The sequence below is a fragment of the Stutzerimonas chloritidismutans genome, assembly GCF_020783375.1.
Classification (GTDB): Bacteria; Pseudomonadota; Gammaproteobacteria; order Pseudomonadales; family Pseudomonadaceae; genus Stutzerimonas; species Stutzerimonas kunmingensis.
On the sequence record NZ_CP086067.1, the window covers coordinates 217,055 to 241,376 of the forward strand.

General features: G+C 65.8%; 16 protein-coding genes. 11 read left to right on the forward strand and 5 right to left on the reverse strand.

From position 1 onward, the window contains the following. Positions 1-1,023 carry an AbrB family transcriptional regulator gene (locus LLJ08_RS01070; protein ID WP_228207987.1) on the forward strand — a complete coding sequence of 341 codons (1,023 nt, stop codon included), beginning with the start codon at positions 1-3 and terminating at the stop codon, positions 1,021-1,023. A gap of 16 nt (positions 1,024-1,039) precedes the next feature. Here LLJ08_RS01070 and LLJ08_RS01075 read toward each other — a convergent pair whose 3' ends face one another. Beyond that, positions 1,040-2,725 (reverse strand): Na/Pi cotransporter family protein, encoded by a 1,686-nt coding sequence (locus LLJ08_RS01075; protein ID WP_042928218.1) that lies wholly within the window; start codon positions 2,723-2,725, stop codon positions 1,040-1,042. 139 nt (positions 2,726-2,864) lie between these two features. Then, positions 2,865-3,761, reverse strand: a complete 897-nt coding sequence (locus LLJ08_RS01080) for a cache domain-containing protein (RefSeq protein WP_228207988.1) — start codon at positions 3,759-3,761, stop codon at positions 2,865-2,867. A 226-nt stretch (positions 3,762-3,987) separates the two neighbouring features. On the opposite strand from LLJ08_RS01080, the gene recC reads away from it, so the two are divergent. From recC to LLJ08_RS01100, 4 genes are all read left to right on the forward strand, one after another. Continuing rightward, positions 3,988-7,287: an exodeoxyribonuclease V subunit gamma gene (gene recC, locus LLJ08_RS01085; RefSeq protein WP_228207989.1), complete on the forward strand. Its 3,300-nt coding sequence runs from the start codon at positions 3,988-3,990 to the stop codon at positions 7,285-7,287. After that, on the forward strand, positions 7,284-10,832 hold the full coding sequence (recB, locus tag LLJ08_RS01090; RefSeq protein WP_042928220.1) for an exodeoxyribonuclease V subunit beta: 3,549 nt from the start codon (positions 7,284-7,286) through the stop codon (positions 10,830-10,832). The genes recC and recB overlap by 4 nt, the downstream gene beginning before the upstream one ends. A 70-nt stretch (positions 10,833-10,902) precedes the next feature. Beyond that, entirely contained in the window at positions 10,903-12,750 is a 1,848-nt protein-coding gene (recD, locus tag LLJ08_RS01095) for an exodeoxyribonuclease V subunit alpha (RefSeq protein ID WP_041015080.1), read from the forward strand. A 130-nt stretch (positions 12,751-12,880) separates the two neighbouring features. After that, on the forward strand, positions 12,881-13,324 hold the full coding sequence (locus LLJ08_RS01100) for a hypothetical protein (RefSeq protein WP_023443983.1): 444 nt from the start codon (positions 12,881-12,883) through the stop codon (positions 13,322-13,324). On the opposite strand, the gene LLJ08_RS01105 is transcribed toward LLJ08_RS01100, so the two are convergent. Further along, on the reverse strand, positions 13,325-14,233 hold the full coding sequence (locus LLJ08_RS01105; protein ID WP_041015120.1) for an AEC family transporter: 909 nt from the start codon (positions 14,231-14,233) through the stop codon (positions 13,325-13,327). A gap of 165 nt (positions 14,234-14,398) precedes the next feature. Between LLJ08_RS01105 and LLJ08_RS01110 the strand changes: the two genes are divergently transcribed. Continuing rightward, positions 14,399-15,613 (forward strand): GGDEF domain-containing protein, encoded by a 1,215-nt coding sequence (locus LLJ08_RS01110; protein ID WP_041015081.1) that lies wholly within the window; start codon positions 14,399-14,401, stop codon positions 15,611-15,613. Between the two features lie 8 nt (positions 15,614-15,621). Here the strand turns inward: LLJ08_RS01110 and LLJ08_RS01115 are convergent, their stop codons facing one another. Then, positions 15,622-16,023 (reverse strand): acyl-CoA thioesterase, encoded by a 402-nt coding sequence (locus LLJ08_RS01115; RefSeq protein WP_003303235.1) that lies wholly within the window; start codon positions 16,021-16,023, stop codon positions 15,622-15,624. Positions 16,024-16,246: 223 nt separating this feature from the next. On the opposite strand from LLJ08_RS01115, the gene LLJ08_RS01120 reads away from it, so the two are divergent. The 5 genes from LLJ08_RS01120 to phoU all read left to right on the forward strand — a co-directional run bounded on the left by LLJ08_RS01120 (position 16,247) and on the right by phoU (position 23,254). Next, positions 16,247-17,215: a PstS family phosphate ABC transporter substrate-binding protein gene (locus tag LLJ08_RS01120; RefSeq protein ID WP_023443980.1), complete on the forward strand. Its 969-nt coding sequence runs from the start codon at positions 16,247-16,249 to the stop codon at positions 17,213-17,215. 201 nt (positions 17,216-17,416) lie between these two features. After that, positions 17,417-19,693: an ABC transporter permease subunit gene (locus LLJ08_RS01125; RefSeq protein WP_090520761.1), complete on the forward strand. Its 2,277-nt coding sequence runs from the start codon at positions 17,417-17,419 to the stop codon at positions 19,691-19,693. Positions 19,694-19,764: 71 nt separating this feature from the next. After that, on the forward strand, positions 19,765-21,435 hold the full coding sequence (gene pstA, locus LLJ08_RS01130) for a phosphate ABC transporter permease PstA (protein WP_256445896.1): 1,671 nt from the start codon (positions 19,765-19,767) through the stop codon (positions 21,433-21,435). A 74-nt stretch (positions 21,436-21,509) separates the two neighbouring features. Next, positions 21,510-22,340 carry a phosphate ABC transporter ATP-binding protein PstB gene (pstB, locus tag LLJ08_RS01135; RefSeq protein ID WP_041015083.1) on the forward strand — a complete coding sequence of 277 codons (831 nt, stop codon included), beginning with the start codon at positions 21,510-21,512 and terminating at the stop codon, positions 22,338-22,340. A 185-nt stretch (positions 22,341-22,525) separates the two neighbouring features. Beyond that, positions 22,526-23,254, forward strand: a complete 729-nt coding sequence (gene phoU / locus LLJ08_RS01140) for a phosphate signaling complex protein PhoU (protein ID WP_003303228.1) — start codon at positions 22,526-22,528, stop codon at positions 23,252-23,254. Positions 23,255-23,372: 118 nt separating this feature from the next. On the opposite strand, the gene LLJ08_RS01145 is transcribed toward phoU, so the two are convergent. Continuing rightward, a complete protein-coding gene (locus LLJ08_RS01145; RefSeq protein WP_228207990.1) occupies positions 23,373-24,287 on the reverse strand; it encodes a LysR family transcriptional regulator in 915 nt (304 codons plus the stop codon). Positions 24,288-24,322: the final 35 nt, after the last annotated feature.

The window sequence follows — 24,322 nt, forward strand, 5'->3', positions numbered from 1 at the left end:
ATGCATCGGCGGCTGCCGGGCTGGTGGGCGACCCCGCTGATCGGTGCGCTCGGCGGCTGGCTGGCGAGCCTGGCCAACTGGCCGCTGCCGTGGATGATCGGCTCGCTGCTGGCGGTGATCGCCGTGCGCTGCAGTGGCTGGCTGGTGAGCGAGGTGCCGCGCGGCCGTCAGGTCGGGCAATGGATCGTCGCCAGCGCCATCGGCCTGCACTTCACCAGCGAGGTCATGCAGCAGGTGCTGACGCACCTAGGCGTGATCCTCGCCGGCGCGGTCGGCACGCTGCTGCTGGGCCTGATCGGCCTCTTCATCCTGCTGCGCAGTGGCACCGACCGCGCCACTGCGTTTTTTGCCAGCATGCCGGGAGGCGCCAGCGAGATGGTGGTGCTGGCCAACCGGCACCAGGCCGAACCGGCGCGGGTGGCGGCGGCGCACAGCCTGCGCCTGCTGCTGGTGGTACTGATCGTGCCGGCGCTGTTCACCTGGGGCCTGCCGTCGATGGAGGCGCCAGCGCCAGCGCCGGTGAGCTGGCCCTGGTTGGCGCTGCTGCTGCCGGCCGGCGGTCTGCTGGCGCTGCTCTGGCAACGGCTGAACCAGCCCAACCCCTGGATGCTCGGCCCGCTGACCGCCTGTGCGCTGGCCAGTGTGGCGTTCGACCTGCACATCGGCCTGCCGGGCTGGGCCGGCGCGCTCGGCCAGTGGTTGATCGGCTGCTCACTGGCCTGTCATTTCGACCGGCCGTTCTTTCGCAGTGCGCCGGCGTTCCTGCTGCGCATTCTGCTTTTCACCCTGCTGGCGATGCTGTTCGCTGCCGCACTGGGCGGCGCGCTGGGCTGGATGACCGCGCTGGACGAGGTGTCGCTGATGCTCGGCATGATGCCCGGCGGCATTACCGAGCTGTGCCTTACCGCGGAAGCGCTGCAGCTGTCGGTGGCGCTGGTCACCGCTGTGCAGGTGCTCAGGCTGTTTCTGGTGATGTTTCTCGCCGAGCCGCTGTTTCGCCTCTGGCAACGCCGCGCTTGCTGACCGACGTGGCTCTGGATCAGGCCGGCCGTCCCGGCAGGTGGGGCTCTCCGGATATCACCTCCCGTGGCGCTTCGCCGGCTGTGCGCGCCTTGTTGCCGCCGGGGCCTTCCAGCGCCGGATAGGCGGCGCTGCAGAACAGTGAATTGAGGCGCTTCATGTCGGCGATCAGCTCCAGGTGCGCTGCGCTGGTCTCGATGCTTTCCACCACCTGCTGGTGCAGGCGCTGCACGTGGGAGTGCGCCAGTTCGCGCTCCAGCTTGCGGAACTGGCGCTTCTGTTGCAGCAGCTGGCGGGCGCTATGGGAGTCGCCGGAGATGAAAACCGACAACCCCAGCCGCAGGTTGGTGCTCAGCTGGGCATGCAGCTGGCCGAGCTCCTCCAGGCCGCTGTCGGAGAAGGAGCGACGCTTGGACGTCTTCAGGTTCTGCACCTTGCTCACCATGTGCTCGATGATGTCGCCGGCCTGTTCCAGGTTGATCGCCAGCTCGATGATCTCCGCCCAGCGCCGGCCCTCCTGCTCGGCGAGGTCTTCGCGCGGCATCTGCGCCAGGTAGAGCTTCACGCCGCTGTAGAGCGCGTCGACGTCATCGTCCAGGCGGCGAATCTCGTCGCCGGGCTCCGGTCGGTCTTCGCGCAGCACCTCCAGCAGCCGCGCCAGCATCAGCTCCACCATGTCGCCGATGCGCAGGGTTTCGCGGACCGCATTGGCCAGCGCCAGGCTCGGCGTATCCAGCGCGGCGGGGTCGAGATGCCGAGGCTGCGCCACGCCGTTGTCCAGCGCACGCTCCGGCAGCAGGTATTCACACAACTGCGCCATCGGCTTAACGGTGGGCAGCAGGATCACGCAGCGCAGGCTGTTGTAGATCAGGTGAAAGCCGATCACCTGGGTCTGTGCGCTGACACCCAGGGTGTCCATCCAGGCCACCAGCATGCCGAGAAACGGCAGCACGATCAGCCCGGCCAGCTTGTACAGCAGGTTGCCCAGCGCCACGCGGCGCGCCGAAGCCGGCTGCAGGCTGGCGTTGAACCAGGCGAGCAGGCCGCTGCCGATGTTGGCGCCGATCACCAGGCCCAGCGCCACCGGCAGGCTGATCAGGCCGGCACCGGCCAGCGTCGAGGTCAGCAGCACCGCGGCGAGGCTGGAATACGACAGCACGGCGAACAGCGCGCCCACCAGCACCGCGAGCAGGGTGTCGCCGGCCAGCGAGGAGAACAGCACCTGCATGCCGCGCGCCTCGGTGATCGGCTCGGCGGCGTGCACGATCAACTGCAGGGCGAGAATGATCAAGCCGAGGCCGATCAGCACGCGGCCGATCTGGCCGACGCGGGTCTGTTTGCGCGAGAGGAACAGGCAGACGCCGAGCAGCGTCAGCAGCGGCGACAGCCAGGAAAGATCGAGGGTCAGCACGCGGGCCATCAGCGCAGTGCCGACATCCGCGCCGAGCATGATTGCCAGCGCCGTGGGCAGCGCCATCAGACCTTGGGCGACAAAGGAGATGGCCAGCAGCGCGGTGGCATTGCTGCTCTGCACCAGCGCGGTGACGCCGATGCCGGCACCGAAGGCCAGCGGCGCATTGCCCATGCTCTGGCCGAGCGCCCGTCGCAGGTGCGAGCCATACACTCGCATGATCCCGGTACGCACGATATGCGTACCCCAGACCAGCAGGGCGATGGACGACAGCAGGTGCAACAGGGTCAGCATCGGTCGGGCTCCTGCCCCGGCGAGCAGCAACGACGAAAGCCTGCGTCACAAGGACGCAGCGCTTACCGGGGATACTCGATTGACCCTGGCCTGCCGGCCCCGTTCACCGAAACGTCACAAAGCCCGTATCGCCCGATCCTCAGGGACGGGTGTAGTAGCCGACACCGAGCAGTACGTCGTCGACCCGCTGGATCAGCGTGTGCTTCTGCTCGACCGCGTTGGTCGCCGGGTTGCGCCAGACGTAGTCGACGCTGCCGGAGCCCTGCTTGCGGGCCAGTTCGATCATCTCCTTGAACAGCGGCTTGCCGGCGGCATCGTTGACGTTGCGCACATCGACACCCACCAGGTTCGGCGAGCTGCCGCTGGCGCGGTAGCGACCGTCATCCAGGCCGATGGCGAAGACGTACTCGTCGTTGACGACGAAGCCGCCACGCGGGTCGTTGAAGTTGCGGAAGGCGGCCTCGGCACCCTTGTCCTTGACCTGCTGAACGGCGCGGTCGAGCAGCGCCTTGGCGTGCTCGGCGGTGGCACGCGGGATGTAGTAGCCGACGCAAAGCACGTGGTCACCGACCTTGCGGAACTGGCTGATCTTGTTCTCGACCTTGTTGTCGGCCGGGTTGAGCCACTGGTATTCGACTTCTCCGCTGTCCTGCTTGGCCGACTTGTCGAGGATTTCACGCATAAAGGATTTGCCGGCGGCATCCTTGAGTTCAGCGACGTTCAGTCCGACCAGGCTGGCCGAAGGGCCGCTGCTGGCCTGCATGGTGCCGTCCTCGCCGAGCACGAAGATGTAGTACTGGCCGTGGACGAATTCACCGTTGCGGTCGTTGAAGGCGGCCAGTGCCTGCTCCGGGCCCTTGGCCTGGAAGGTCAGCACGGCCTGGTCGAGCAGGGCGCGGGCCTGGCTGGCGTGGCTGCGCTCCACCGAGCCGAGCGTTCGCTGCTGGGCTGGCTCCTGTGCGTGCAGGAGCAGCGGCACGGCGCCCAGCGTGGCGGATAGGGAAAGGGCGAGCAGCTTCTTGCGGTTCCGGTTCATGAACGACTCCTGACCTGATGGCGGGCGACTAAGCGGCCGCCCCGTATCCCCATGCTAGGCAGCAGCAGCGGAATTGATATTGGTCGAGAGAAGCAAAAGGACAGGGCGAAAGGAGGAGATTCGCCGCGACACGAGTTGTCGCAACCGGGATACAGACTCAAGTGCACGGCTCGCTCCCCTGCAGAGCGGCCTGTAACCTAGCGACTTCTGTTCACGCGGTGTACTCATGCTCAGCCTCTACCACGCCCCTGACCTCGAAACCCTCGGCGAACTGGCCACGCGCCTGCTCGCCCAGCCGCTCGCCGATCCCTTCGCTCCGGCGCTGGTGGTGGTGCCGAGCCAGGGCATGGGCCGCTGGCTAACGCTGGAACTGGCGCGCAAGCAGGGCATCGCCATGCAGCTGGAGATTCAGCTGCCGGCCAAATTCGTCTGGGACCTGAGCCGCACGGTGCTTGGCAGCCTGCCCGAGCAGTCGGCGTTTTCCCCGACCACCCTGACCTGGCGCCTCTATGGCTGGCTCTGCGAGCCGACCAACCTCGAGCTGGCGCCGCGTCTGGCGCAGTACCTCGATGGCGGCGACGAGCGCCGGCGGCTGTCGCTGGCGGCCAAGATCGCCGACGTCTTCGACCAGTACCTGCTTTATCGCGACGACTGGCTGGCCGCCTGGGAGCGTGGCGAAACCTTCGATCTAGGCCCGGACGAAGCCTGGCAGGCGCTGCTCTGGCGCGAACTGACCAAGGACGGCCATCCGCACCGCGCGCGGCTGCTCGACGATCTGCTGCAGCGGCTTTACAGCGACGAGCCCTTGCCCGGCTTGCCCGAGCGCCTGCTGGTGTTCGGCATCAGCAGCCTGCCACCGCACCACCTGCGCGTGCTCGATGGTCTGGCGCGACATATCGACGTGGTGGTCTGCGCGCTCAACCCGAGCCGCGAAGCCTGGGGCGAGATTCGCGATATCCGTGAGCTGGCGCGCCAGCCCGAGAGCGGCGCTGATGATTGGTATCTCGATGTCGGCCATCCGCTGCTGGCCAGTCTCGGCAAGCAGGGCCGGGACTTCTTCGATTCCCTGTTCAGCCTGACCGCCAGCGAAGGCAGCCAGGAATTCGGCCTGTATTCCGAGGACGAAGACCTGCGCGATGACAGCCTGCTGCACGCGCTGCAGAACGACATCCTGCGGCTGCGCACCCGGCAGCCCGATGAGCGCATCACGCTCGCCGAGGACGACCGCTCGCTGGAAGTGCATATCGCCCATTCGCCGCTGCGCGAGGTGGAAATCCTGCATGACCAGCTGCTGGCGCGCTTCGCCGCCAACCCTGCTCTGACGCCCGATCAGGTGGTGGTGCTGACCCCGGATATCGAGCGCTACGCACCCTTTATCGAAGCCGTGTTCGCCCCACGCGAGGGCAGCCCGCGAATTCCCTACAGCCTGGCCGACCGCAGCCTGCGCGCCGAGATGCCGCTGATCGAGGCCTTCCTCGAACTGCTGATGCTGGCGCAGAGCAGATTTGCCGCGGAGGAAATCCTCGCCTGGCTGGAGCAGCCGGCGGTTGCCCGGCGCGCCGGGATCGAAAGCGAAGACCTGCCGCTGCTGCGCGACTGGCTACGCGAAGCGGGCGTGCGCTGGGGGCGTGACGGCGGCCAACGGGCACGTCTCGGGCTGCCGGACGAGTCGGCCTTTACCTGGCGCCAGGGGCTCGACCGGCTGCTGCTGGGTTTCGCCGCGCCGCCACAACTGGCTGGCGACCACGCGCCACTGCTCGGCGAGCACTGGCCGCTGGATGCGCTGGAAGGCGCGCGCGGGCAGTTGCTGGGGCGGCTGGTGGAATTCGTCGATCGGCTCGGCACGCTGGCCGATCAGCTGGCGCGGCCGCGTCCGTTGGCCGAGTGGGCCGATGACCTGCAGATCCTGATCGACACCCTGTTCGACGAGCGCGAAGCCGGCGACACGCTGCTCTTGCTGTCCCAGGCCTGCGCGGCGTTGCGCGACCAGGCACAGGCCGCGGACCTGACGCAGCCCATCGAGCTGGAACTGGTGCACCAGCAGCTCAGCACCGCCTTGCAGCAGGGTGGTGGCGCCTCGGGCTTTCTTACCGGCGCGGTGACCTTCTGCACCATGGTGCCGATGCGCAGTTTGCCGTTCCGCGTGGTCTGCCTGCTTGGGCTGGACGATGGGGCCTTTCCCCGGCGTACGCCGCCCTCGGGCTTCGATTTGATCGGCCGGCATCCACGCCGCGGCGACCGTGCCCGGCGGCTGGATGATCGCTACCTGCTGCTGGAAACCCTGCTCTCGGCGCGCGAGGCGTTGTACCTGTCCTATGTCGGCCGCGACCCGCGCGACAACGCTGTGCTGCCGCCGTCGGTGCTGCTCAGCGAAGTGCTCGAAGCAGTGGACATGACCGCCGAACTGCCCGTTGCACAGGCTTCCGAGCATACCGGCGAGTCCGTACCCAAGACGGCCAGCCAGAAAATTCTCGTCGCCCACCCGCTGCAGCCGTTTTCGCCGCGCAATTTCGGCGACGGGCTGTGCGCCGGTTTCTCGCTGCCGTGGTTTCGCGCCGCCGGGCGTCTGGCCGAGACGCCGCAGACTCAGCCGCAGCCGTTTGCCAGCCTGCTCGCAGAGCCCGACGAGGCCTGGCTGACCATCGAACCCTCCCAGCTGCTGCAGTGCTTCCGCCACCCGGCGCGCTTCCTGCTCGAGCAACGCCTTGGTCTGCGTCTGGCCGATGACCAGGAATCGCTCGCCAGTGATGAGCCGTTCGATCTGGAGATGCCAGCCTGGAACGGCCTGCGTCGGCTGTCGCTGCAGGCCATGGAGCACGGCTGGAGCGATGAAGACGAACGGCGCATGGCTTGTGCGGCCGGCTGGCTGCCGACGGGCGAGCTGGGCCAGGCACTGTGGGGCAAGCTGCGCGGGCCGGTGCGTGCCTTCGCGCCGCGCCTGTTCGAACTGCGCCCGGACGCCGTGCCCGAGCCGCTGCCGGTGGATATCACCCTGGCCGGCGTGCGCGTGCATGGCTGGCTCGACGGCGTGACCCCGGCCGGGCTGTTCGGCTGGAAGCTCGGCCGCCTCGGCGAATGGGACCTGCCACCATTCTGGCTGCGCCATCTGCTGCTCAACCTGTCCGCCACGCCCGGTATCGAGCGCCAGAGCCTGATGCTATCGCCCGCCGGTGACTGGCAGCTGGGGCCGCTGGCCAATGCCGCGCAGCTCCTCGAACCCTGGCTGGCGGCCTATCGCTGTGCGATTCGTGAGCCGCTGCCGTTGCTGCCGCGTAGCAGCCATGCCTTCGCCAAGGGCTATCGCAAGCCGGCCCGCGGCAGTGAACCGCTCGACTGCGCCCGTAAACGCGCCCGAGAGGCCTGGCTCGGCGCGGAATTCAGCCCCATCGCCGCCGAGGCCGAAGACCCCTGGAACGCCTTGGCCTTCTGCGACCGCGATCCGCTGGACGAGCGTTTCGAAACGCTGGCTCAGGAATTGATCGGCCCTGCGCTGGATGCCTTGGCGCAAGACGAGGAGGAAGCATGAAACTCGACCTGCTCGATTCGCCCTTCGACGGCCGCTCGCTGATCGAGGCCAGCGCCGGCACCGGCAAGACCTGGACGCTCACCGCGCTCTACGCCCGCCTGCTGCTGGAGCGGCAGCTGTCGGTGGGGCAGATCCTGGTGGTCACCTACACCACCGCCGCCACCGCCGAGCTGCGCGAGCGTATCCGGGCGCGGCTGGCCGACCTGCTGGCCGTCTATGAAGGCACGCCGAGCAGCGACGATTTCCTCAACCGCCTACACGCCCGCTATCCCGACGAAGCCTCGCGGCGGCGCCTGTTGCTGGCCGTGCACGGTTTTGACGAGGCGGCGATCTTCACCATTCACGGCTTCTGCCAGCGCGCCTTGCAGGACGCCGCCTTCGAGGCCGGGGGCGATTTCGACAGCGAGCTGACCGCCGATGACCGCGAGATGATCGATGCGCTGCTCGCCGACGCTTGGCGCAGCGAGCTGGCCGATGCCGACCCGGCCTGGGCGCGCTTCCTGGCCAAGAGCCGCATCACACCGGTGTGGCTGCGCCAGCGGCTGCGCAGTCACCTGGGCAAGCCTTACTTGCGCGTGGAACCGCAGGGTGCGCCGGTTGCCGCCGACCTGCGTCCGGTCGAGGCCGCCTGGCAACGCGCCGCCGATCTGTGGAGAGAAGCGGGTACCGCCTGGATCGCCGAGCTTCAGGCCCACGGTGGGCTCAGCCAAAGCACCCACAAAGGCATTAAGTTCGAGCCCTGGCGGAGCGAGCTCGACGCCTATTTTGCCGACCCGGCCGTGATGTTCGATCTACCCGATGGCGCGGCCAAGTTCGGCGTGCGCGCCTTGAGCAAGGCCTGCAAGAAGGGCTTCGACGCGCCGGTGTGCGAGTTGGCCCATGCGCTGGACGAGCTGGCCGATCAGGTGGCCGAGGCATTGCCAGCGGGCAAGCAACGGCTGATCGCCCTGCAGGTCGCGCTGCTGGAACGGCTCAACCGCGAGCTGCCGGAGCGCAAGGCGGCGCAGCGGCTGTTGGCCTTCGATGATCTGCTCAATCGCCTGGATCTGGCACTGAAAGGCCCGGTCGGCGAAGACCTGGCGGCCTCGCTGCGCGCCACCTATCCGCTGGCGCTGATCGACGAATTCCAGGACACCGACCCGATCCAGTACGCCATCTTCAACCGCATCTATGCCAAGGCGGGCGAGGCGTCGCTGTGTTTTGTCGGCGATCCCAAACAGGCGATCTACGCCTTCCGCGGGGCGGACCTTGCGACCTATATGACGGCCAAGCAGCAGGCCGATCGCGAGCCCTTCAACCTGCCGATCAACTACCGCTCGACGCCCGAGCTGATCGCTGCGCTGAACCAGCTGTTCGATCATCCACAGCCGTTCGCCCAACCTGATCTGCGCTATCCAGCAGTAGGCGCGGCCGACAAGCCGCGTGCGAGCTTGCGGCTGGTGGAGGAGGGCGAGGCGGCGCCGCTGTCGCTCGTCTGGCTGGGTGACGATCCGCTGGGCAAGGGCGAAGCCGCGCAGCTGGCCGCAAGCGACACCGCCCGGCGTATCGCCCTGCAACTGGCGGGCGCCGCCGAGGGCCGTGCTGGCTTCGACAAGGACGGCGTGTTTACCCCGCTCAAGGGCGGTGACATTGCCGTGCTGGTCGCCAACCATCGACAGGCGGGGATGATCGCCGACGAGCTGGCGGCGCGAGGCGTGCCCAGCGTGCGCCGCGGGCGCGACAGTGTCTGGCGCAGCGAAGAGGCTACAGAACTCGCCGCGGTATTGGCCGCCTATGCGGAGCCCGGTCGCGAAGGTCTGCTGCGCTATGCACTGGCCACGCGCCTACTGGGCCGCAGCGCCGCCGATCTGGCCCGCTGCCAGGACGATCAGCAGCAGTGGGACGCAGAGCGCGAAGCCGCCGAACGCTATCACCAGCTCTGGCAGCAGCAGGGGTTCATGCGCGTATTCCGTGCCTGGCTCGACGAGCAGGCGGTGGCCGAACGGCTGCTGGCGCGTGTCGATGGCGAACGTCGGCTGACCAACCTCCTGCATCTGGGAGAACTGTTGCAAGCCGAAAGCCAGCTGCGCCCGGGTCTTGAGCCGCTGCTCGCCTGGTTCAACCTGCAGCGCGGCAGCGAAGGCGCCGGCGAAGAAGCCCTGCTGCGCCTGGAAAGCGATGCCGAGCGGGTGCAGATTGTCACCATCCACACCAGCAAGGGCCTGGAATACCCGCTGGTGTTCTGCCCTTTCCTCTGGGACGGCAAGCTGCTCGGCAAGAACCGCGACAGTGCCCGTTGTCACGATGCCGATGGCCAGCCGCTGCTGGACCTGGGCAGCGGCGAGCTGGAAGACAACCTCGAACGCGCCCGTCAGGAGGTCTTCGCCGAGCAGCTGCGCCTGGCCTATGTGGCCCTGACTCGCGCGCGCGACCGGCTCTGGTTGCACTGGGGGCCCGTGAATCTCTGCAAACCAAAAAAGGATGGCAGCCTAGCGGACGAAGGTCTGCACAGCAGCGCCCTGGCCTGGCTACTACACGGCCGCGAACTGCCTGGCGAGCAACCGTTGAGTGAACTGGGCAATCATCTGGCCGACCTCAACGGCGGCAGCCTTCGCCTGGCCATCGAGCGACTGGTGCAGGGAAGCGACGGCCATATGGCCTGCCTTCCGCTGGAGTCGCGCGAAGCCAATGCACAGGGCCCCGGCCGCGCCGCGCCGCCTCAGCGGCTGTCGCAGCTCAATCGCAGCCTGCACAGTGCCTGGCGTATCGGCAGCTTTTCCGGTCTTGCAGCCGGCATGCATATGGAAGCGCCCGACCGCGACGCCCTGGCCATCCCCGATGCCGGCGAGCCGGGCAGCGGCTTCTTCGCGTTTCCCCGGGGTGCGCGGGCCGGCACCTGCCTGCACGCGATCCTCGAAGACTGGGCGCGAGGCAAAGGCGATCTGGAGGTGCTGGTCGAACCCGCTTTGCAGGCCTACGGTCTGCCGCTGGAGTGGAAGGAAATCGCCATCAGCCATCTGCAAAAGGTGCTCGACACCGATATGGATGGCGCCGGCCTAACCCTCGCCGCGCTGCAATCGGCCAGACGCCTGCCCGAACTCGGCTTCACCTTCCCGGTACGGGACCTCGACGTGACGCGGCTGCGCAGCCTCCTGGTCGATCCGGCCAACGGCCTCGCCGAACCGTTGCGCGAAGCGGCGGCGCGGCTGGAGTTCGACAGTCTCAAGGGCTTTCTCAAGGGCTTTATCGATTTGACCTTCGAGCACGACGGCCGCTGGTATATCGCCGACTACAAATCCAACTGGCTTGGGCCGGATGCCAGTTACTACGGCGGCGAACGGCTGCTGCAGGCGCTGGCAGGCGAGCATTACTACCTGCAATACCTGATCTACCTGGTAGCGCTGCGCCGCTTCCTGCGCCAGCGGCTGGCGGATTTTCAAGACGAGCAGCTCGGCGGCGCTTTCTACCTGTTCCTGCGCGGCATGCCGGAGGCCGGAGTGTATTTCGCCCGGCCGGACGATGCGTTGCTCGATGCGCTGGATCGGTTGTTCGAGGAGGGGCATTGATGACGCGGTTTAGCGGTCTTGACCGCGAATGTGGGCTTAGCGGCGCCTTCATGCATTTCAGGAGCGACATATGACCCTTGCCGATCTGCCCCTCGGCCCACTGGAGCGCGCCTTTGTCGCCAGCCTGCAGCGCCTCGACCCGCATGCGTCCGAGCCGGTGCTGCTCGCCGCCGCGCTGTGCTGTGAAGTCCTGTCCTCCGGCGACGTCTGCCTGCCGCTGGGTCGGTTAGCCGGCAAGCGGCCATGGCCGGATCAGGATTTCAGCCTGCCGCCGCTTGCGACCTGGCGAGCGCAGCTGAACGCCTCATCGCTGATCGGTGCGCCGGGGGATTACGCACCGCTGATTCTGGTCGGGGAACGGCTCTACCTCGCCCGTTACCAGGCCTATGAACAGCAGTTGGCGGAACAGCTGCTGGCTCGTGCAGCGGACGCACCCGATGTCGACGAGGCTCAGCTGAGCGACAGCCTGGCGCGCTTGTTCGCCTTCAATCAGCAAAGCCCCGATTGGCAGCGCCTCGCCGCGGCTCAGGCGGTACGCCGGCGACTGGCAGTGATCTCCGGCGGTCCCGGCACCGGCAAGACCACCACTGTGGTACGCCTGCTGGCGGCGTTGCTGGAGCAGCCCGGCGGCGAACGCCTGGCCATCGGCCTCGCCGCGCCCACCGGCAAGGCCGCGGCGCGCATGGCCGAAGCGATCCGCAACGCCAAGGCCGATCTGCCGGTCAGCGATGCCGTCAAGGACGCCCTGCCGGACGAGGCGCGCACGCTGCACCGCCTGCTCGGCAGCCGCGGTGACAGCCCGAAGGTGCGGCATGACGCGGCCCATCCACTGGCGCTGGACGTGTTGGTGGTGGACGAGGCATCGATGGTCGACCTGGCACTGATGGCCAAGCTGGTCGCCGCGCTGCCGCCGAAGGCGAGGCTGATCCTGCTCGGCGACAAGGACCAGCTGGCCGCCGTGGAAGCTGGTGCGGTGTTCGCCGAACTCTGTGAAGGGCGCGGTTTCGATAGTCAGGCCGCGACCGATCTGCAACGCATTACCGGGCAGGCCGTACCGGTCGAGACGCCGCGCTCGCGCCTCGGCGATGCGGTTGTGCTGCTCACCCACAGCCACCGCTTCGCCGGCGACAGCGGGATCGGCGAGCTGGCGCGGCGAATCAATGGTGGCGATGCCAAGGGCACGATCGCGCTGCTGCAGGAAGGGCGCGCCGATCTTGCCTGGAATGCCACGCCAACGTCCGCCGCATTGATCGAGCGATTGGAGCAGGGCTATTCGCCTTATCTGCAGGCTGCACGGCAAGGCGATCCGGAGGCTGCCTTCGAGGCCTTCAACGGCTTCCGCGCGCTGACTGCCCAGCGCGAGGGTGCCTTTGGCGTCACCGGCATCAACGAGGCGCTGGAAGCGCGGTTCAAGCGCCGCCTCGGTGTGCCCGCCCGCGAACGCTGGTACCCCGGCCGCGCAGTGATGGTCCGGCAGAACGACTACGCCCTGGGCCTGTTCAACGGCGATATCGGCCTGTGCTTGAAAACCGAGCAGGGCCTGCGGGTGTTCTTCGAGGGCGACGAGGGCTATCGCGGCTTTGCCCCGGCACGGTTGCCGAGTCATGACAGTGCCTTCGCCATGACCGTGCACAAGAGCCAGGGCTCGGAGTTCACCGAGGTGCTGCTGGCGTTGCCGGAACAGCCCAGCCCGCTGCTGACGCGCTCGCTGTTCTACACCGGCATCACCCGCGCCAAGCGCAAGGTGGAGATCTGGGCGCTGCCGGCGCGGCTGGCCGAAGCGGTCAATACCCGCGCCGAGCGCGCCGCAGGACTGGCCGAGCGATTGGCGCTCCCCTGCGCTCAGACCAGAGCCACAGAGGCAGTGCCGGAGGCCAAGCCAGATGAGCCAAAAAGCGATCAGCTCAGCCTGTTCTAAACCGTGCGCGCCTGCTCGAAGCCGGCATGATCGCTGCTCATCGCCGCCTGTTTCGTGAAGCGGTTGTGCGTATGGCGCTCGGAATTCTGTTCCGATGCGCTTTCGCCAAAAGCCGACACCGGGACTTGCGATGAGAACCTTCTTTCTTCTGCTATGGGGCGCGCTCAGCCTGTTCATCAGCACCGCGGCGCTGCGTGAACTCTGGCTCGCGCCGTCCGTGGCCAGCGGTTTCGCCCTGCTGCTGGTGGTCTATTACATCGTCTGCTTCTTCCAGCTGATTCGTGCTGCTTACCTGCCATGGGGGCTGCTGGGTGCGTACCGGCGCAGCGGCTACTGGCTGTGCCTGATCCTGCTGCCGCTGACGCTAATTCCGCTGTACGCCGCCTACCAGATTTGGGAGCAGGGCGGTTACGTTGCAGTCGAAGCCTCGTTGCACACCGAATGGCTGCACCTGCTGCTCGGTTGGCTGCAGGACGCCCTCGGTTATCTCGGCCCGCTGCTGGTGCTCGGCGCGCTAGGTGTCGGCATGGCGCTGATGCTGCTGCGTCTGCTACGCGGGCAGGTCGCGCGCTGATCAGCCGTTGAGCAGCGTCAGCACCAGCGGCAGGCTGGCCGCCGCGAGCAGGGTCTGCAAGGTGATGATGCCCGCCATCAGATGGCTGTCGCCGCCGAGCTGGCGGGTGAGCACGTAGGCAGTGGGGGCGGTGGGCAGGGCGAAGAACAGCACCAGGATGGTGGTTTCCATATCGGGCAGGCCGAGCACCATCGCCACACCGTAGGCGAGCAGCGGAACGGCCAGCAGGCGCACCGCGCTGTTCCAGCCCAGCGCCGGGATTTCCCCGCCCAGCTCCTGGGGTTTGAGCGCCGCGCCGACGCAGAGCAGGCCCAACGGCAGGCTGGCGGCGGCGAGCAGACTCAGCAGGCGGTCGGTGCCGCCGGGCAGACCCAGGCCCGACAGATTGACCAGCGCGCCGGCGACACAGGCGAGAATCAGCGGGTTCTTGGCGATGGGCAGCAGCAGACCGCGCACGCTGACGCCGCGCTCGGCGGTCAGCGCCCACACCGACATCACATTCACCGTCGGCACCATCAGCGCCAGCATCAGTGCGGCCAGCGCCAGACCTTCCTTGCCGAACAGGCTGCCCACCGCGGCCAGGCCGAGGTAGGTGTTGAAACGCAGCACGCCCTGGGTGATGGCGCCGAAGCGGCCGGCAGACCAGCCGCGCACCCGCTTGGCGATCAGCAGCCCGATCCAGGCCAGGCCCAGGGCGAGCATCACGGCACCGGCCAGGCGCGGCAGTGCTGGGTTATCCAGCGGTGCGGTTGCCAGGCTGCTGAACAGCAGAGCGGGGAAGAGGATGAAGTAGTTGATGCGCTCGGCGCCGGGCCAGAATTCGGCACTGGGAAAGGCGCGCAGGCGCAGGAAATAGCCGGCGACGATAAGGGCGAACAGGGGCCAGAGGGCGAGTAGCAGGGCGGTCACGGATACATCCAACAGTGCATGTAGCGCGATCTTCGATGCTGCCAACGTTCAGTGCAACCTTCATCTTCGAGCTGGCGTGGCAGCAGCGGTGCTACGTCGGTCGGACGGCTGTCTGTTGCGTGGTGGCTTGGTGATATCATCCGCCATCGAACCTGCGAGCTTCCGATGCGCCATATATCCCCCCAGGCCTCTACCGAGGACTTCCGCGATACGCCTTATGGCCGGCAGTTGCATGGCGGGTTCCGTCTGCTGCGCTTCGCGCCGGAGCTGGAGAGGGAGTTTCGGCGCTATCTGGATCGTCATGCGCGGCTATCGCAACGCCTCGCCGCCCTGCTGTTGATCTTCGCGGTCAGCGGTTATCTGTATTGCGAACACCGGTTGTTCGATCTTGCCGATACCGGCTGGCTGACAACGCTGACGCTGTTGCGCCTCCTGCAGATTCTGCCGGGCGTCGTCGTGCTGGTGCTGACCTTCTACAGCCGCAGGTTTCGCGCGCAGGCCAACCGCATATTTCCGGTGCTGCTGGTGATGGTCGGCATGCTGGCCGCGTTGATCGACATCCGCTTCGAAACGCTCGATGCGGAGCTGAATTTCCGTTACGGCGCCGGGCTGCTGATCGTCGCGTCGTTCTTCTTTCTCGGCGTGACCTTCTGGTGGGCGCTGCTGTGCGCGGTGCTGATCGTGCTGGCCGACGTGTGCATGGCCAGCCTGATCCTGTCGGCCGAGCAGATGCCGGAACACTGGATCGCCGTCAGCTACTACCTGCTGTTACTGATCATCGGCGCGATCAGTCGCTATGTTCATGAGTACTCGCAGCGCGACCAGTTCCTCACCCGCCAACTGCTGGGCTGGGTCGCCGAGCACGACGCGCTCAGCGGTCTGGCCAACCGGCGCAGTCATGATCGCGCGCTGCCCCAGCGGATCGCCCAGGCCCGCCGAGACCGGCGCCCGCTGAGCCTTCTGCTGCTCGATCTGGATGATTTCAAGGCCTATAACGACACATTCGGCCATCCGGCCGGCGATGCACTGATCCGCACGTTCGGCGAGTTGCTCGCCGGCTTCGCACGGCGACCGCTGGACGAGGCGGCACGGGTTGGCGGTGAGGAGTTCGCACTGCTGCTGTACAACTGCGACAACGCCGCTGCACAGCGCATTGCCCGTCAGGTGATCAACGCGCTGGCCGCGCTGGATATCAGACATCCGCATGATCCAGCGGCGCGGGTGGGGGTCAGTATCGGGATCGCCACGTTGCAGGACGGCCAGCAGGCCGAGCAGCTCTATCACTGCGCCGATACCGCGCTGTATCAGGCCAAGAGTGGTGGCAAGAATCGCTTTGCCGTCGCGGCCGGGCTACTGCGACCCGAGCCACAGCCTCACTAGCGGATGGCTTAGCGGCGCGGTGGCACCGAGCGGGTGCGGCCGCTGCCGTCGATGGCGACGAATACGAAGACGGCTTCGGTGACCTTGCGCCACTCGCTGGACAGCGGATCGTCGCTCCAGACTTCCACCAGCATGCGGATCGAGCTGCGCCCGACCTCCAGCGTCTGGGTATAGAAGGACAGCTGCGCGCCAACCGCTACCGGAACCATGAACGCCATGCGATCGATGGAGACCGTGGCGACACGGCCAGCGGCCACGCGGCTTGCCATCGCGGTGCCGGCCAGATCCATCTGCGACACCAGCCAACCGCCATAGATATCGCCAAAACCATTGGTTTCCCGCGGTAATGCGGTGAGCTGCAGGGCCAGGTCGCCCTGCGGGATCGGATCTTCCTGTTCGTATTCTTTCATTCGGTCGGACTCGCGGCGCGTTGTTGTTCTGGCGCGAAATGCCCGCTCTGGCACGGGCGACGGCGCCGAGTATAGCGGCTGTGTTGCGCTACAGCGACCGAACCAGGTCAACGGTGCGCTTGGTAATCAGATTGTCACACTTGCTTCATAGAGTGTTCACACGGCCTGCAGATACTGGCCCCCGTTCCAACACACTCGAGCACACACCTGCTAGGAGCAAGGTATGAAACTGAATCGTTTGATGGCGGCCCTGACCTTTGTAGCCGCTGGCGTTGGCGCCGCGAGCGCGGTCGCTGCTGTAGACCCGGCCCTGCCGAGCTACCAGAAGACCTCCGGTGTTTCCGGCAACCTGTCCAGCGTTGGTTCCGACTCCCTGGCCAACCTGATGACCCTGTGGGCCGAAGACTTCAAGCGCAGCTACCCGAACGTCAACATCCAGATCCAGGCAGCCGGTTCTTCCACCGCACCGCCCGCTCTGACCGAAGGCACCTCCAACATGGGCCCGATGAGCCGCCCGATGAAGGACAACGAGATCCAGGCCTTCGAAGAGAAGTATGGCTACAAGCCGACCGAAGTGCCGGTGGCCATCGACGCCCTGGCGGTGTTCGTGCACAAGGACAACCCGATCAAGTCGCTGGACATCGAGCAGGTCGACGCGATCTTCTCCAGCACCCGCCTGTGCGGTGGCGAGAAGGACATCAAAACCTGGGGAGACGTTGGTCTGACGGGCGAGTGGGCCGGCAAGCCGATTCAGCTGTTCGGCCGTAACTCGGTATCCGGCACCTACGGTTACTTCAAGGAAGAAGCCCTGTGCAAGGGTGACTTCAAGTCCAACGTCAACGAGCAGCCGGGTTCCGCCTCGGTGGTGCAGTCGATCTCCAGCACCCTGAACGCCATCGGTTACTCGGGCATCGGCTACAAGACCTCCAGCGTCCGTGCCGTGCCGCTGTCCAAGGGTGGCGAGGCTTTCGAGGCCAACGAAGAGAACGCTCTGGCTGGCAAGTTCCCGCTGGCGCGCTTCTTCTACGTCTACGTCAACAAGGCGCCGAACAAGCCGCTGAGCCCGATCGATGCCGAGTTCCTCAAGCTGGTGCTTTCCAAGCAGGGCCAGGAAGTTGTGGTCAAGGATGGCTACATCCCGCTGCCGAAGAAAGTCGTCGAGAAGACGCTGAAGGATCTGGGCCTCAACTGAGACCAGGCCTGGCTCGTGGCGCAAGCTACGAGCTGAGCCGACGCCCGCCACGCTAATGCGCTGGCGGGCGTCGTCGTGTCACCCGGCTGTAATTTTTCTGTCACACGGCTGCATTAAATTAGCGACCGACCGGCCATCAAGCCTGGAAACGACTCGCGCCAAGCAGCGCAGTTAAGCGGCCCGAGCGGCCAGGACCTTCGCATGAACGATATAGAGACCATGAGCGCGAATTCCGATGTGCAACGGCTGGACTTCAACACCCCGGCTCTGCAGCGCAAACGTCGCATCCGTGCGCTGAAAGATAACTTGGCGCGCTGGTATGTCTCCATTGGTGGTCTCGCCGTGCTCGGCGCGATCTGCCTGATCTTCTTTTATCTTGCTCAGGTCGTGACGCCCATGTTTCAGGGCGCCGAGCTGGACGCGCGCGACGCGCAACAGCCTGCCTGGCTGGCCGGTGCTGGCGAACCGCTGCTCCTGGCCATGGAAGAGCAGAATCAGGTTGCGATGCGCCTGGGCAGCGATGCCACTGTGCGCTTCTTCAGCGTGAAAACCGGCGAGGCTATACGCAGCGTCGAGCTGCCATTGCCAGCGGACAGCCGGATTGTTTCGGTCGGCCAGGACACGCCAGGCAACCGCCGCATGGTGCTGGGCCTGAGCAACGGCCAGGTCCTGGTTATCGAACACAACTACAAGGTCAGCTATCCGGACGGTAAGAAAACCATCACGCCTCAGTTGGACTACCCCTTTGGTGAAGAACCGCTGAACCTGGACCCGCTAGGTCGGCCAATCGAGCACGCCGCCATCAGCCTGAACGGCGACACGCTTATGGTCGCCGGGGCAAGCGACGTGGCGCTGCACGCGTTGAAGATCGCCTCAAGCGAAAACCTGATGACTGGCGAAGTCACGCTGGAAGAGGAGCGCATGGAGCTCCCCCAGCTATCGGAGCCGATCAAGGCGTTGCGCATCGACCCGCGTCACATGTGGATGTTCGCCGTAAGCGGGCGGGCCAGTGTCGATGTCTTCGACCTGCGCCGCAAGCAACTCAATGGCCGCTACAAGCTGCTCGGTGGCACGGGTGAAATCACCACGGTAGCCTCGCTGCTCGGTGGCATATCGCTGATGGTCGGCGACTCTTCCGGTGGCATCGGCCAGTGGTTCATGGTGCGCGGGGACGATGGCCAGGCGGAGCTGAAGAACGTACGCAACTTCAAGCTGGCCGATCAGCCGGTCAGGCAGATCCTTCCGGAGGAGCGACGTAAAGGTTTCCTCGCCCTCGACAGCGATGGCACTTTGGGCATCTTCCATAGCACGGCCCATCGCACCCTATTGACTGAACAGGTGGCTGACGGCGCCGCTGTTGCCGCGATGTCACCGCGTGCCACCCGCTTGCTGGTGGAATCGGGTGACCAGCTGCAGCGCTTCGTCATCGACAACCCGCACCCGGAGATCTCCTGGAGCGCGCTGTGGGGCAAAGTCTGGTACGAGAGCTATCCGGAACCGGATTACGTCTGGCAGTCCACTTCGGCAAACGGTGATTTCGAACCCAAGCTGAGTCTCTCGCCGCTCGCCTTCGGCACGCTCAAGGCTGCCTTCTACGCGATGCTCCTGGCCGCACCGCTGGCGATCTGCGCGGCTTTCTACACCGCCTACTTCATGGCGCCTACGTTGCGTCGCAAGGTCAAGCCGGTCATCGAACTGATGGAAGCGCTGCCGACGGTGATTCTCGGGTTCTTCGCCGGCCTGTTCCTGGCTCCCTTCCTGGAGAACCACTTGCCGGGCACCTTCAGCCTGCTGCTGTTGACGCCGATCGGCGTTCTACTCGCCAGCTGGGCCTGGAGTCGGCTGCCTGAGCGTCTGCGGCTTAGCGTTCCGGATGGCTGGGAAGCCGTGCTGCTGATTCCTGTGATCCTGCTGGTTGGATGGGGCTCGATTGCCGCCAGCGGTCACTTGGAGAACTGGCTGTTCGATGGCGACATGCGTCATTGGCTGTCCAACGATCTGGGTATTCCGTTCGATCAGCGCAACGCCCTGGTCATCGGCCTGGCAATGGGCTTTGCGGTGATCCCGACCATCTATTCGATCGCCGAAGACGCCGTGTTCAGCGTGCCCAAGAGCCTCACCCTGGGCTCCCTGGCGCTCGGTGCCACGCCTTGGCAGACGCTCACCCGCGTGGTGCTGCTGACCGCCAGCCCTGGCATCTTCTCCGCGCTGATGATCGGCATGGGCCGGGCTGTGGGCGAAACCATGATCGTGCTGATGGCCACCGGCAACACGCCGATCATGGAGGCCAACATCTTCGAAGGCATGCGCACCCTGGCGGCCAACGTGGCAGTGGAGATGCCTGAGTCGGAAGTAGGTGGAACGCATTACCGCGTGCTCTTCCTCGCCGCGATGGTGCTGCTGATGTTCACCTTCGTGATGAATACGCTGGCTGAGGTCATCCGCCAGCGCCTGCGCCGCAAGTACGCCAGCCTGTAACAAGAGCCGCGCCTTCGGGCGCAGACGCAGCCGAATGTGGCTACGAAAGATTTCGACAAAGGTATCGATCCGTGAAAAAGGATTCGCTGAACACCTGGATCAAGAGCGGCACCCCCTGGATCTGGATGAACGCTGGCGCCGTTTCCATCGCTGTGATCATGACGCTCGGGTTGCTGGCGGTGATAGCGGTGCGTGGTCTGGAGCATTTCTGGCCGTCCGACGTTGTTGTGGCTGATTACCAGATTCCCGGTGCAGAGCCGCGCGTGATGGCTGGTGAGGTGGTGCAGGTAGAAGAAGTGCCGCGGGCACGTCTGGCAGCCAGCGGGCTTCCGGTCGACGTCGAGGGCGGCGAGTTCATGACTCGCGAGCTGCTCAAGGTTGGTAACCGTGAAGTCTACGGTGCGGACTTCTCCTGGGTCGTCGGGGAGTGGTTGAGCAATCAGCGCAAGCCTGCCGATCTGGTGGCGCTGGAGCGCCGCGAATGGGGAAACTTCTATGGCGAGCTGCTCGCTGTGAAGGAAGAGGGCAGTCTGGTTGCAGAGGGCGCGGCCGCCTGGGGCGAGCTTCAACAGCGCATCGACCGCATCGACGAGCTGCATGCCCGGATCGCTCGGCTGGAGGCGGTGGACATCGGCCGGATCAACCACGGTCTGGAGCGCCTGCGTCTGAAGACCCGCAAACTTGAGCTGGATGGGCAGCTCGATGCGGCTGCACAAGCCGCTCTGGATGCCGAGCGTGCTGAGTGGGACGCCGAATACAAACAGCTGGAAAGCCAACTGGTCGCGCTGTACGGGGAGTTCAACCGCGACAGCGTCACCATGCGCACCATGGACGGCCAGGAAAAGGAAATCAGCCTGGGCAAGGTTGTCCGAGCGTACCGTCCGAACGCGATGTCGTTGCCTGAAAAGATGGGTTTCTACTTTGCCAAGCTCTGGGAGTTCGTCAGCGACGAGCCGCGTGAGGCCAACACTGAGGGCGGCATCTTCCCCGCGATCTTCGGTACCGTGCTGATGACCCTGATCATGGCGGTGATCGTGACGCCATTCGGCGTGATCGCCGCGGTCTACTTGCGCGAATACGCCAAGCAGGGCGTGCTGACCCGCATCATCCGGATCGCGGTGAACAACCTCGCCGGCGTTCCCTCGATCGTCTACGGCGTGTTCGGCCTGGGCTTCTTCGTTTACGTCCTGGGCGGGTCGCTGGACCGCATCTTCTACCCCGAAGCGGCGCCGGCACCGGTGTTCGGCACGCCAGGTCTGATGTGGGCCTCGCTGACCCTGGCGATCCTCACCCTGCCGGTGGTCATCGTCGCCACCGAGGAAGGCCTGGCGCGCATTCCGCGGATTCTGCGTGAAGGCTCGCTGGCACTCGGGGCGACCAAGTCCGAGACCCTGTGGAAGGTGGTGCTGCCAATGGCCAGCCCGGCCATGATGACCGGCCTGATCCTTGCCGTTGCGCGTGCCGCCGGCGAAGTGGCACCGCTGATGCTGGTCGGGGTGGTCAAGCTGGCGCCGAGCCTGCCGCTCAATGGCAACTACCCGTATCTGCATCTGGATCAGAAGATCATGCACCTGGGCTTCCATATCTATGACGTCGGCTTCCAGAGCCCCAACGTCGAGGCCGCGCGGCCGCTGGTCTATGCCACAGCGCTGCTGCTGGTGCTGGTGATCGCCATCTTGAACCTGACTGCGGTCGTTATTCGTAACCATTTGCGCGAAAAATACAAAGCGCTCGACCACTAACAGCCGATAACACGCTGGAGGCCGGTGCCGCGATCGCGGCCCGCTTCTAGCCTCCAGCGATACGGAGACATCTCATGTCACAAGCAAAGACGCATTCCATCGACATTTCGGCGCTGGGTCGTGAAAAGCGAGCGCTGAGCCTGAACAACGAAGCCGTGGCCATCGAAGTGCCCGATCTGAGCCTCTATTACGGGCAGAAGCAGGCACTGTTCAACGTCAGCATGAACATTCCCAAGCAGCGCGTGACCGCCTTCATCGGCCCGTCCGGCTGCGGCAAGTCGACCCTGCTGCGCTGCTTCAACCGCATGAACGACCTGGTCGACGGCTGCCGCATCGAAGGCGCCATCAACCTCGACGGCCATAACATCTACCGCAAGGGCGAGGACGTGGCCGACCTGCGTCGCCGTGTCGGCATGGTGTTCCAGAAGCCCAACCCGTTCCCCAAGAGCATCTACGAGAACGTCGTTTACGGCCTGCGCATCCAGGGCATCAAGCAGAAGCGCGTGCTCGACGAGACCGTCGAATGGGCGCTCAAGGGCGCTGCGCTTTGGGATGAGGTGAAGGACCGTCTGCACGAATCGGCGCTTGGCCTCTCCGGCGGTCAGCAGCAGCGTCTGGTCATCGCCCGCACCATCGCCGTGCAGCCGGAAGTACTGCTGCTCGACGAGCCGAGTTCGGCCCTCGACCCGATCTCCTCGCTGAAGGTCGAAGAACTGATCTACGAACTGAAGGCCAAGTACACCATCGTCATCGTCACCCACAACATGCAGCAGGCCGCGCGGGTTTCCGACTACACGGCGTTCATGTACATGGGCAAACTGATCGAGTACGGCGATACCGATACGCTGTTCACCAACCCGGCCAAGAAGCAGACGGAAGACTACATCACGGGCCGCTACGGCTAGTCTGGCCATGTCAGAGCGCGCCAGGCGGCGTCGGCGGAACTTGCCGTACAAATCGTACTGCCTGCGTTCCGCCTCCTTGCCTGACACACTCTGCCAAAGCCCAGACGGGCTGGCGTGGTATTCAATCTACCTGGGTGCGCTGCGCACCAGATCCGCCTAGCGGCAGTCTCCTCGGAGCGAGAACAATGATCAGTAAAGATAGCCACACCCAACACATTTCCCAGCAGTTCAACGCCGAGCTCGAGGAGGTGCGCAGCCACCTGCTGGCCATGGGCGGGCTGGTGGAGAAGCAGGTCAATGACGCGGTGACCGCCCTGATCCAGGCCGATTCGGGCCTCGCTCAGCAGGTGCGCGACGTCGATGACCAGATCAACCAGATGGAGCGCAACATCGACGAGGAGTGCGTGCGCATCCTCGCCCGCCGTCAGCCGGCGGCCTCCGACCTGCGTCTGATCATCAGCATTTCCAAGTCGGTGATCGACCTCGAGCGCATCGGTGACGAGGCGACCAAGATCGCCCGCCGCGCCATCCAGCTGTGCGAGGAAGGCGAGTCGCCCAAGGGCTATGTCGAGGTGCGCCACATCGGCGACCAGGTACGCAAGATGGTGCAGGAAGCGCTCGACGCCTTCGCCCGCTTCGATGCCGACCTCGCGCTGTCGGTGGCGCAGTACGACAAGACCGTCGACCGCGAATACAAGACCGCGCTGCGCGAACTGGTCACCTACATGATGGAAGACCCGCGCTCGATCTCCCGCGTGCTCAGCGTGATCTGGGCCCTGCGCTCGCTGGAACGCATCGGCGACCACGCACGCAACATCGCCGAACTGGTGATCTACCTGGTGCGCGGCACCGACGTGCGCCATCTGGGCCTGGCGCGCATGGCCGAGGAAGTGGAAGGCTCGAAGGAGCGCTGATTCGCGGTCGCGGGGCGGGCAGCGATGTCCGCCCGGCGCCAAAATCTGCGGACAGAGCCGCCGCTGGCGTTGAGGCTCGACCCATCCACCGGCATCGGTGCGCCCGCACGGATGCCGCTCAGGTGCGGATCAGCGCCTCGCTCAGATAATCGATCAGCGCCCGCGTCTTCGGCGGCAGGTGGTGATTCTGTCGCCACAGCAGCCAGGCCGCGCCCTGGTAGGAGCCGGTGTAGCGCCACTGCGGCAGCACCTCGCGCAACTGCCCGTCGGCCAGCGCCTGGGCGGCGGTGAAATGCGGCAGGCAGGTGATGCCCAGACCCGCCAGCGCCACCAGTAACCGCGCCTCGCTGTGGTTGCTGATGTAGCGGCCACGCACCGTCACCGTCTCCTGCAGCTCGCCGCGGCGCAGGTGCCAGCGATTGTCTCCCGCCGTTTCCCCCAGATACAGACAGCTATGGCGCAGCAGGTCCTGCGGATGTTGCGGCTCGCCGTGACGCTGCAGGTATTCGGGGCTGGCGCAGAGCAGCTGGCGTACCGGTCCGAGTGGCTTGCCGGCCAGGCCTTCGGGTGGGTTGTCGGTGACCAGTATCAGCAGGTCGAAGCCGTCCTCGATCAGGTCCGGGCTCTGGTCGCTGATCCGCAGCTGCACATCGACCTCGGGGTAGCGCTGCAGAAAGGCCGGCATCAACGGCCCGACGACGAACTTGCCATAGGCCTTGGGTACGCTCAGGCGCACCAGCCCGCGTGGGCTGCGCATCAGCCGTTCGCCGATGGCGACGGCCGCGTCGGCCGCATCGAGCATATCCCGGCAATGCTGGTAGAACTCCGCCCCGGCCTCGTTCAGCCGCAGCTGGCGTGTGGTGCGTTCCAGCAGGCGCAGCGCCAGGGCCTGCTCCAGCCGTGCCACCTGGCGGCTCACCGCCGACGGTGTACTGCCCAGCAGGCGCGCGGCGCCGGAGAAGCTGCCGGCCTCGACCACCCGCACGAACACGGCCATGTAGGGCAGCAGGGCTGCGCTGTCATTCGTTCCCATGCGGAACAGGTCCTGTGCTGTTTCGCTGGATTATC

Excerpts from the sequence above, each read along its gene's own strand:
- LLJ08_RS01070 (WP_228207987.1), top strand. The coding sequence starts at position 1 with ATGCATCGGCGGCTGCCGGGCTGGTGGGCGACCCCGCTGATCGGTGCG.
- LLJ08_RS01075 (WP_042928218.1), bottom strand. The coding sequence starts at position 2,725 with ATGCTGACCCTGTTGCACCTGCTGTCGTCCATCGCCCTGCTGGTCTGG.
- LLJ08_RS01080 (WP_228207988.1), bottom strand. The coding sequence starts at position 3,761 with ATGAACCGGAACCGCAAGAAGCTGCTCGCCCTTTCCCTATCCGCCACG.
- recC (WP_228207989.1), top strand. The coding sequence starts at position 3,988 with ATGCTCAGCCTCTACCACGCCCCTGACCTCGAAACCCTCGGCGAACTG.
- recB (WP_042928220.1), top strand. The coding sequence starts at position 7,284 with ATGAAACTCGACCTGCTCGATTCGCCCTTCGACGGCCGCTCGCTGATC.
- recD (WP_041015080.1), top strand. The coding sequence starts at position 10,903 with ATGACCCTTGCCGATCTGCCCCTCGGCCCACTGGAGCGCGCCTTTGTC.
- LLJ08_RS01100 (WP_023443983.1), top strand. The coding sequence starts at position 12,881 with ATGAGAACCTTCTTTCTTCTGCTATGGGGCGCGCTCAGCCTGTTCATC.
- LLJ08_RS01110 (WP_041015081.1), top strand. The coding sequence starts at position 14,399 with ATGCGCCATATATCCCCCCAGGCCTCTACCGAGGACTTCCGCGATACG.
- LLJ08_RS01115 (WP_003303235.1), bottom strand. The coding sequence starts at position 16,023 with ATGAAAGAATACGAACAGGAAGATCCGATCCCGCAGGGCGACCTGGCC.
- LLJ08_RS01120 (WP_023443980.1), top strand. The coding sequence starts at position 16,247 with ATGAAACTGAATCGTTTGATGGCGGCCCTGACCTTTGTAGCCGCTGGC.
- LLJ08_RS01125 (WP_090520761.1), top strand. The coding sequence starts at position 17,417 with ATGAACGATATAGAGACCATGAGCGCGAATTCCGATGTGCAACGGCTG.
- pstB (WP_041015083.1), top strand. The coding sequence starts at position 21,510 with ATGTCACAAGCAAAGACGCATTCCATCGACATTTCGGCGCTGGGTCGT.
- phoU (WP_003303228.1), top strand. The coding sequence starts at position 22,526 with ATGATCAGTAAAGATAGCCACACCCAACACATTTCCCAGCAGTTCAAC.
- LLJ08_RS01145 (WP_228207990.1), bottom strand. The coding sequence starts at position 24,287 with ATGGGAACGAATGACAGCGCAGCCCTGCTGCCCTACATGGCCGTGTTC.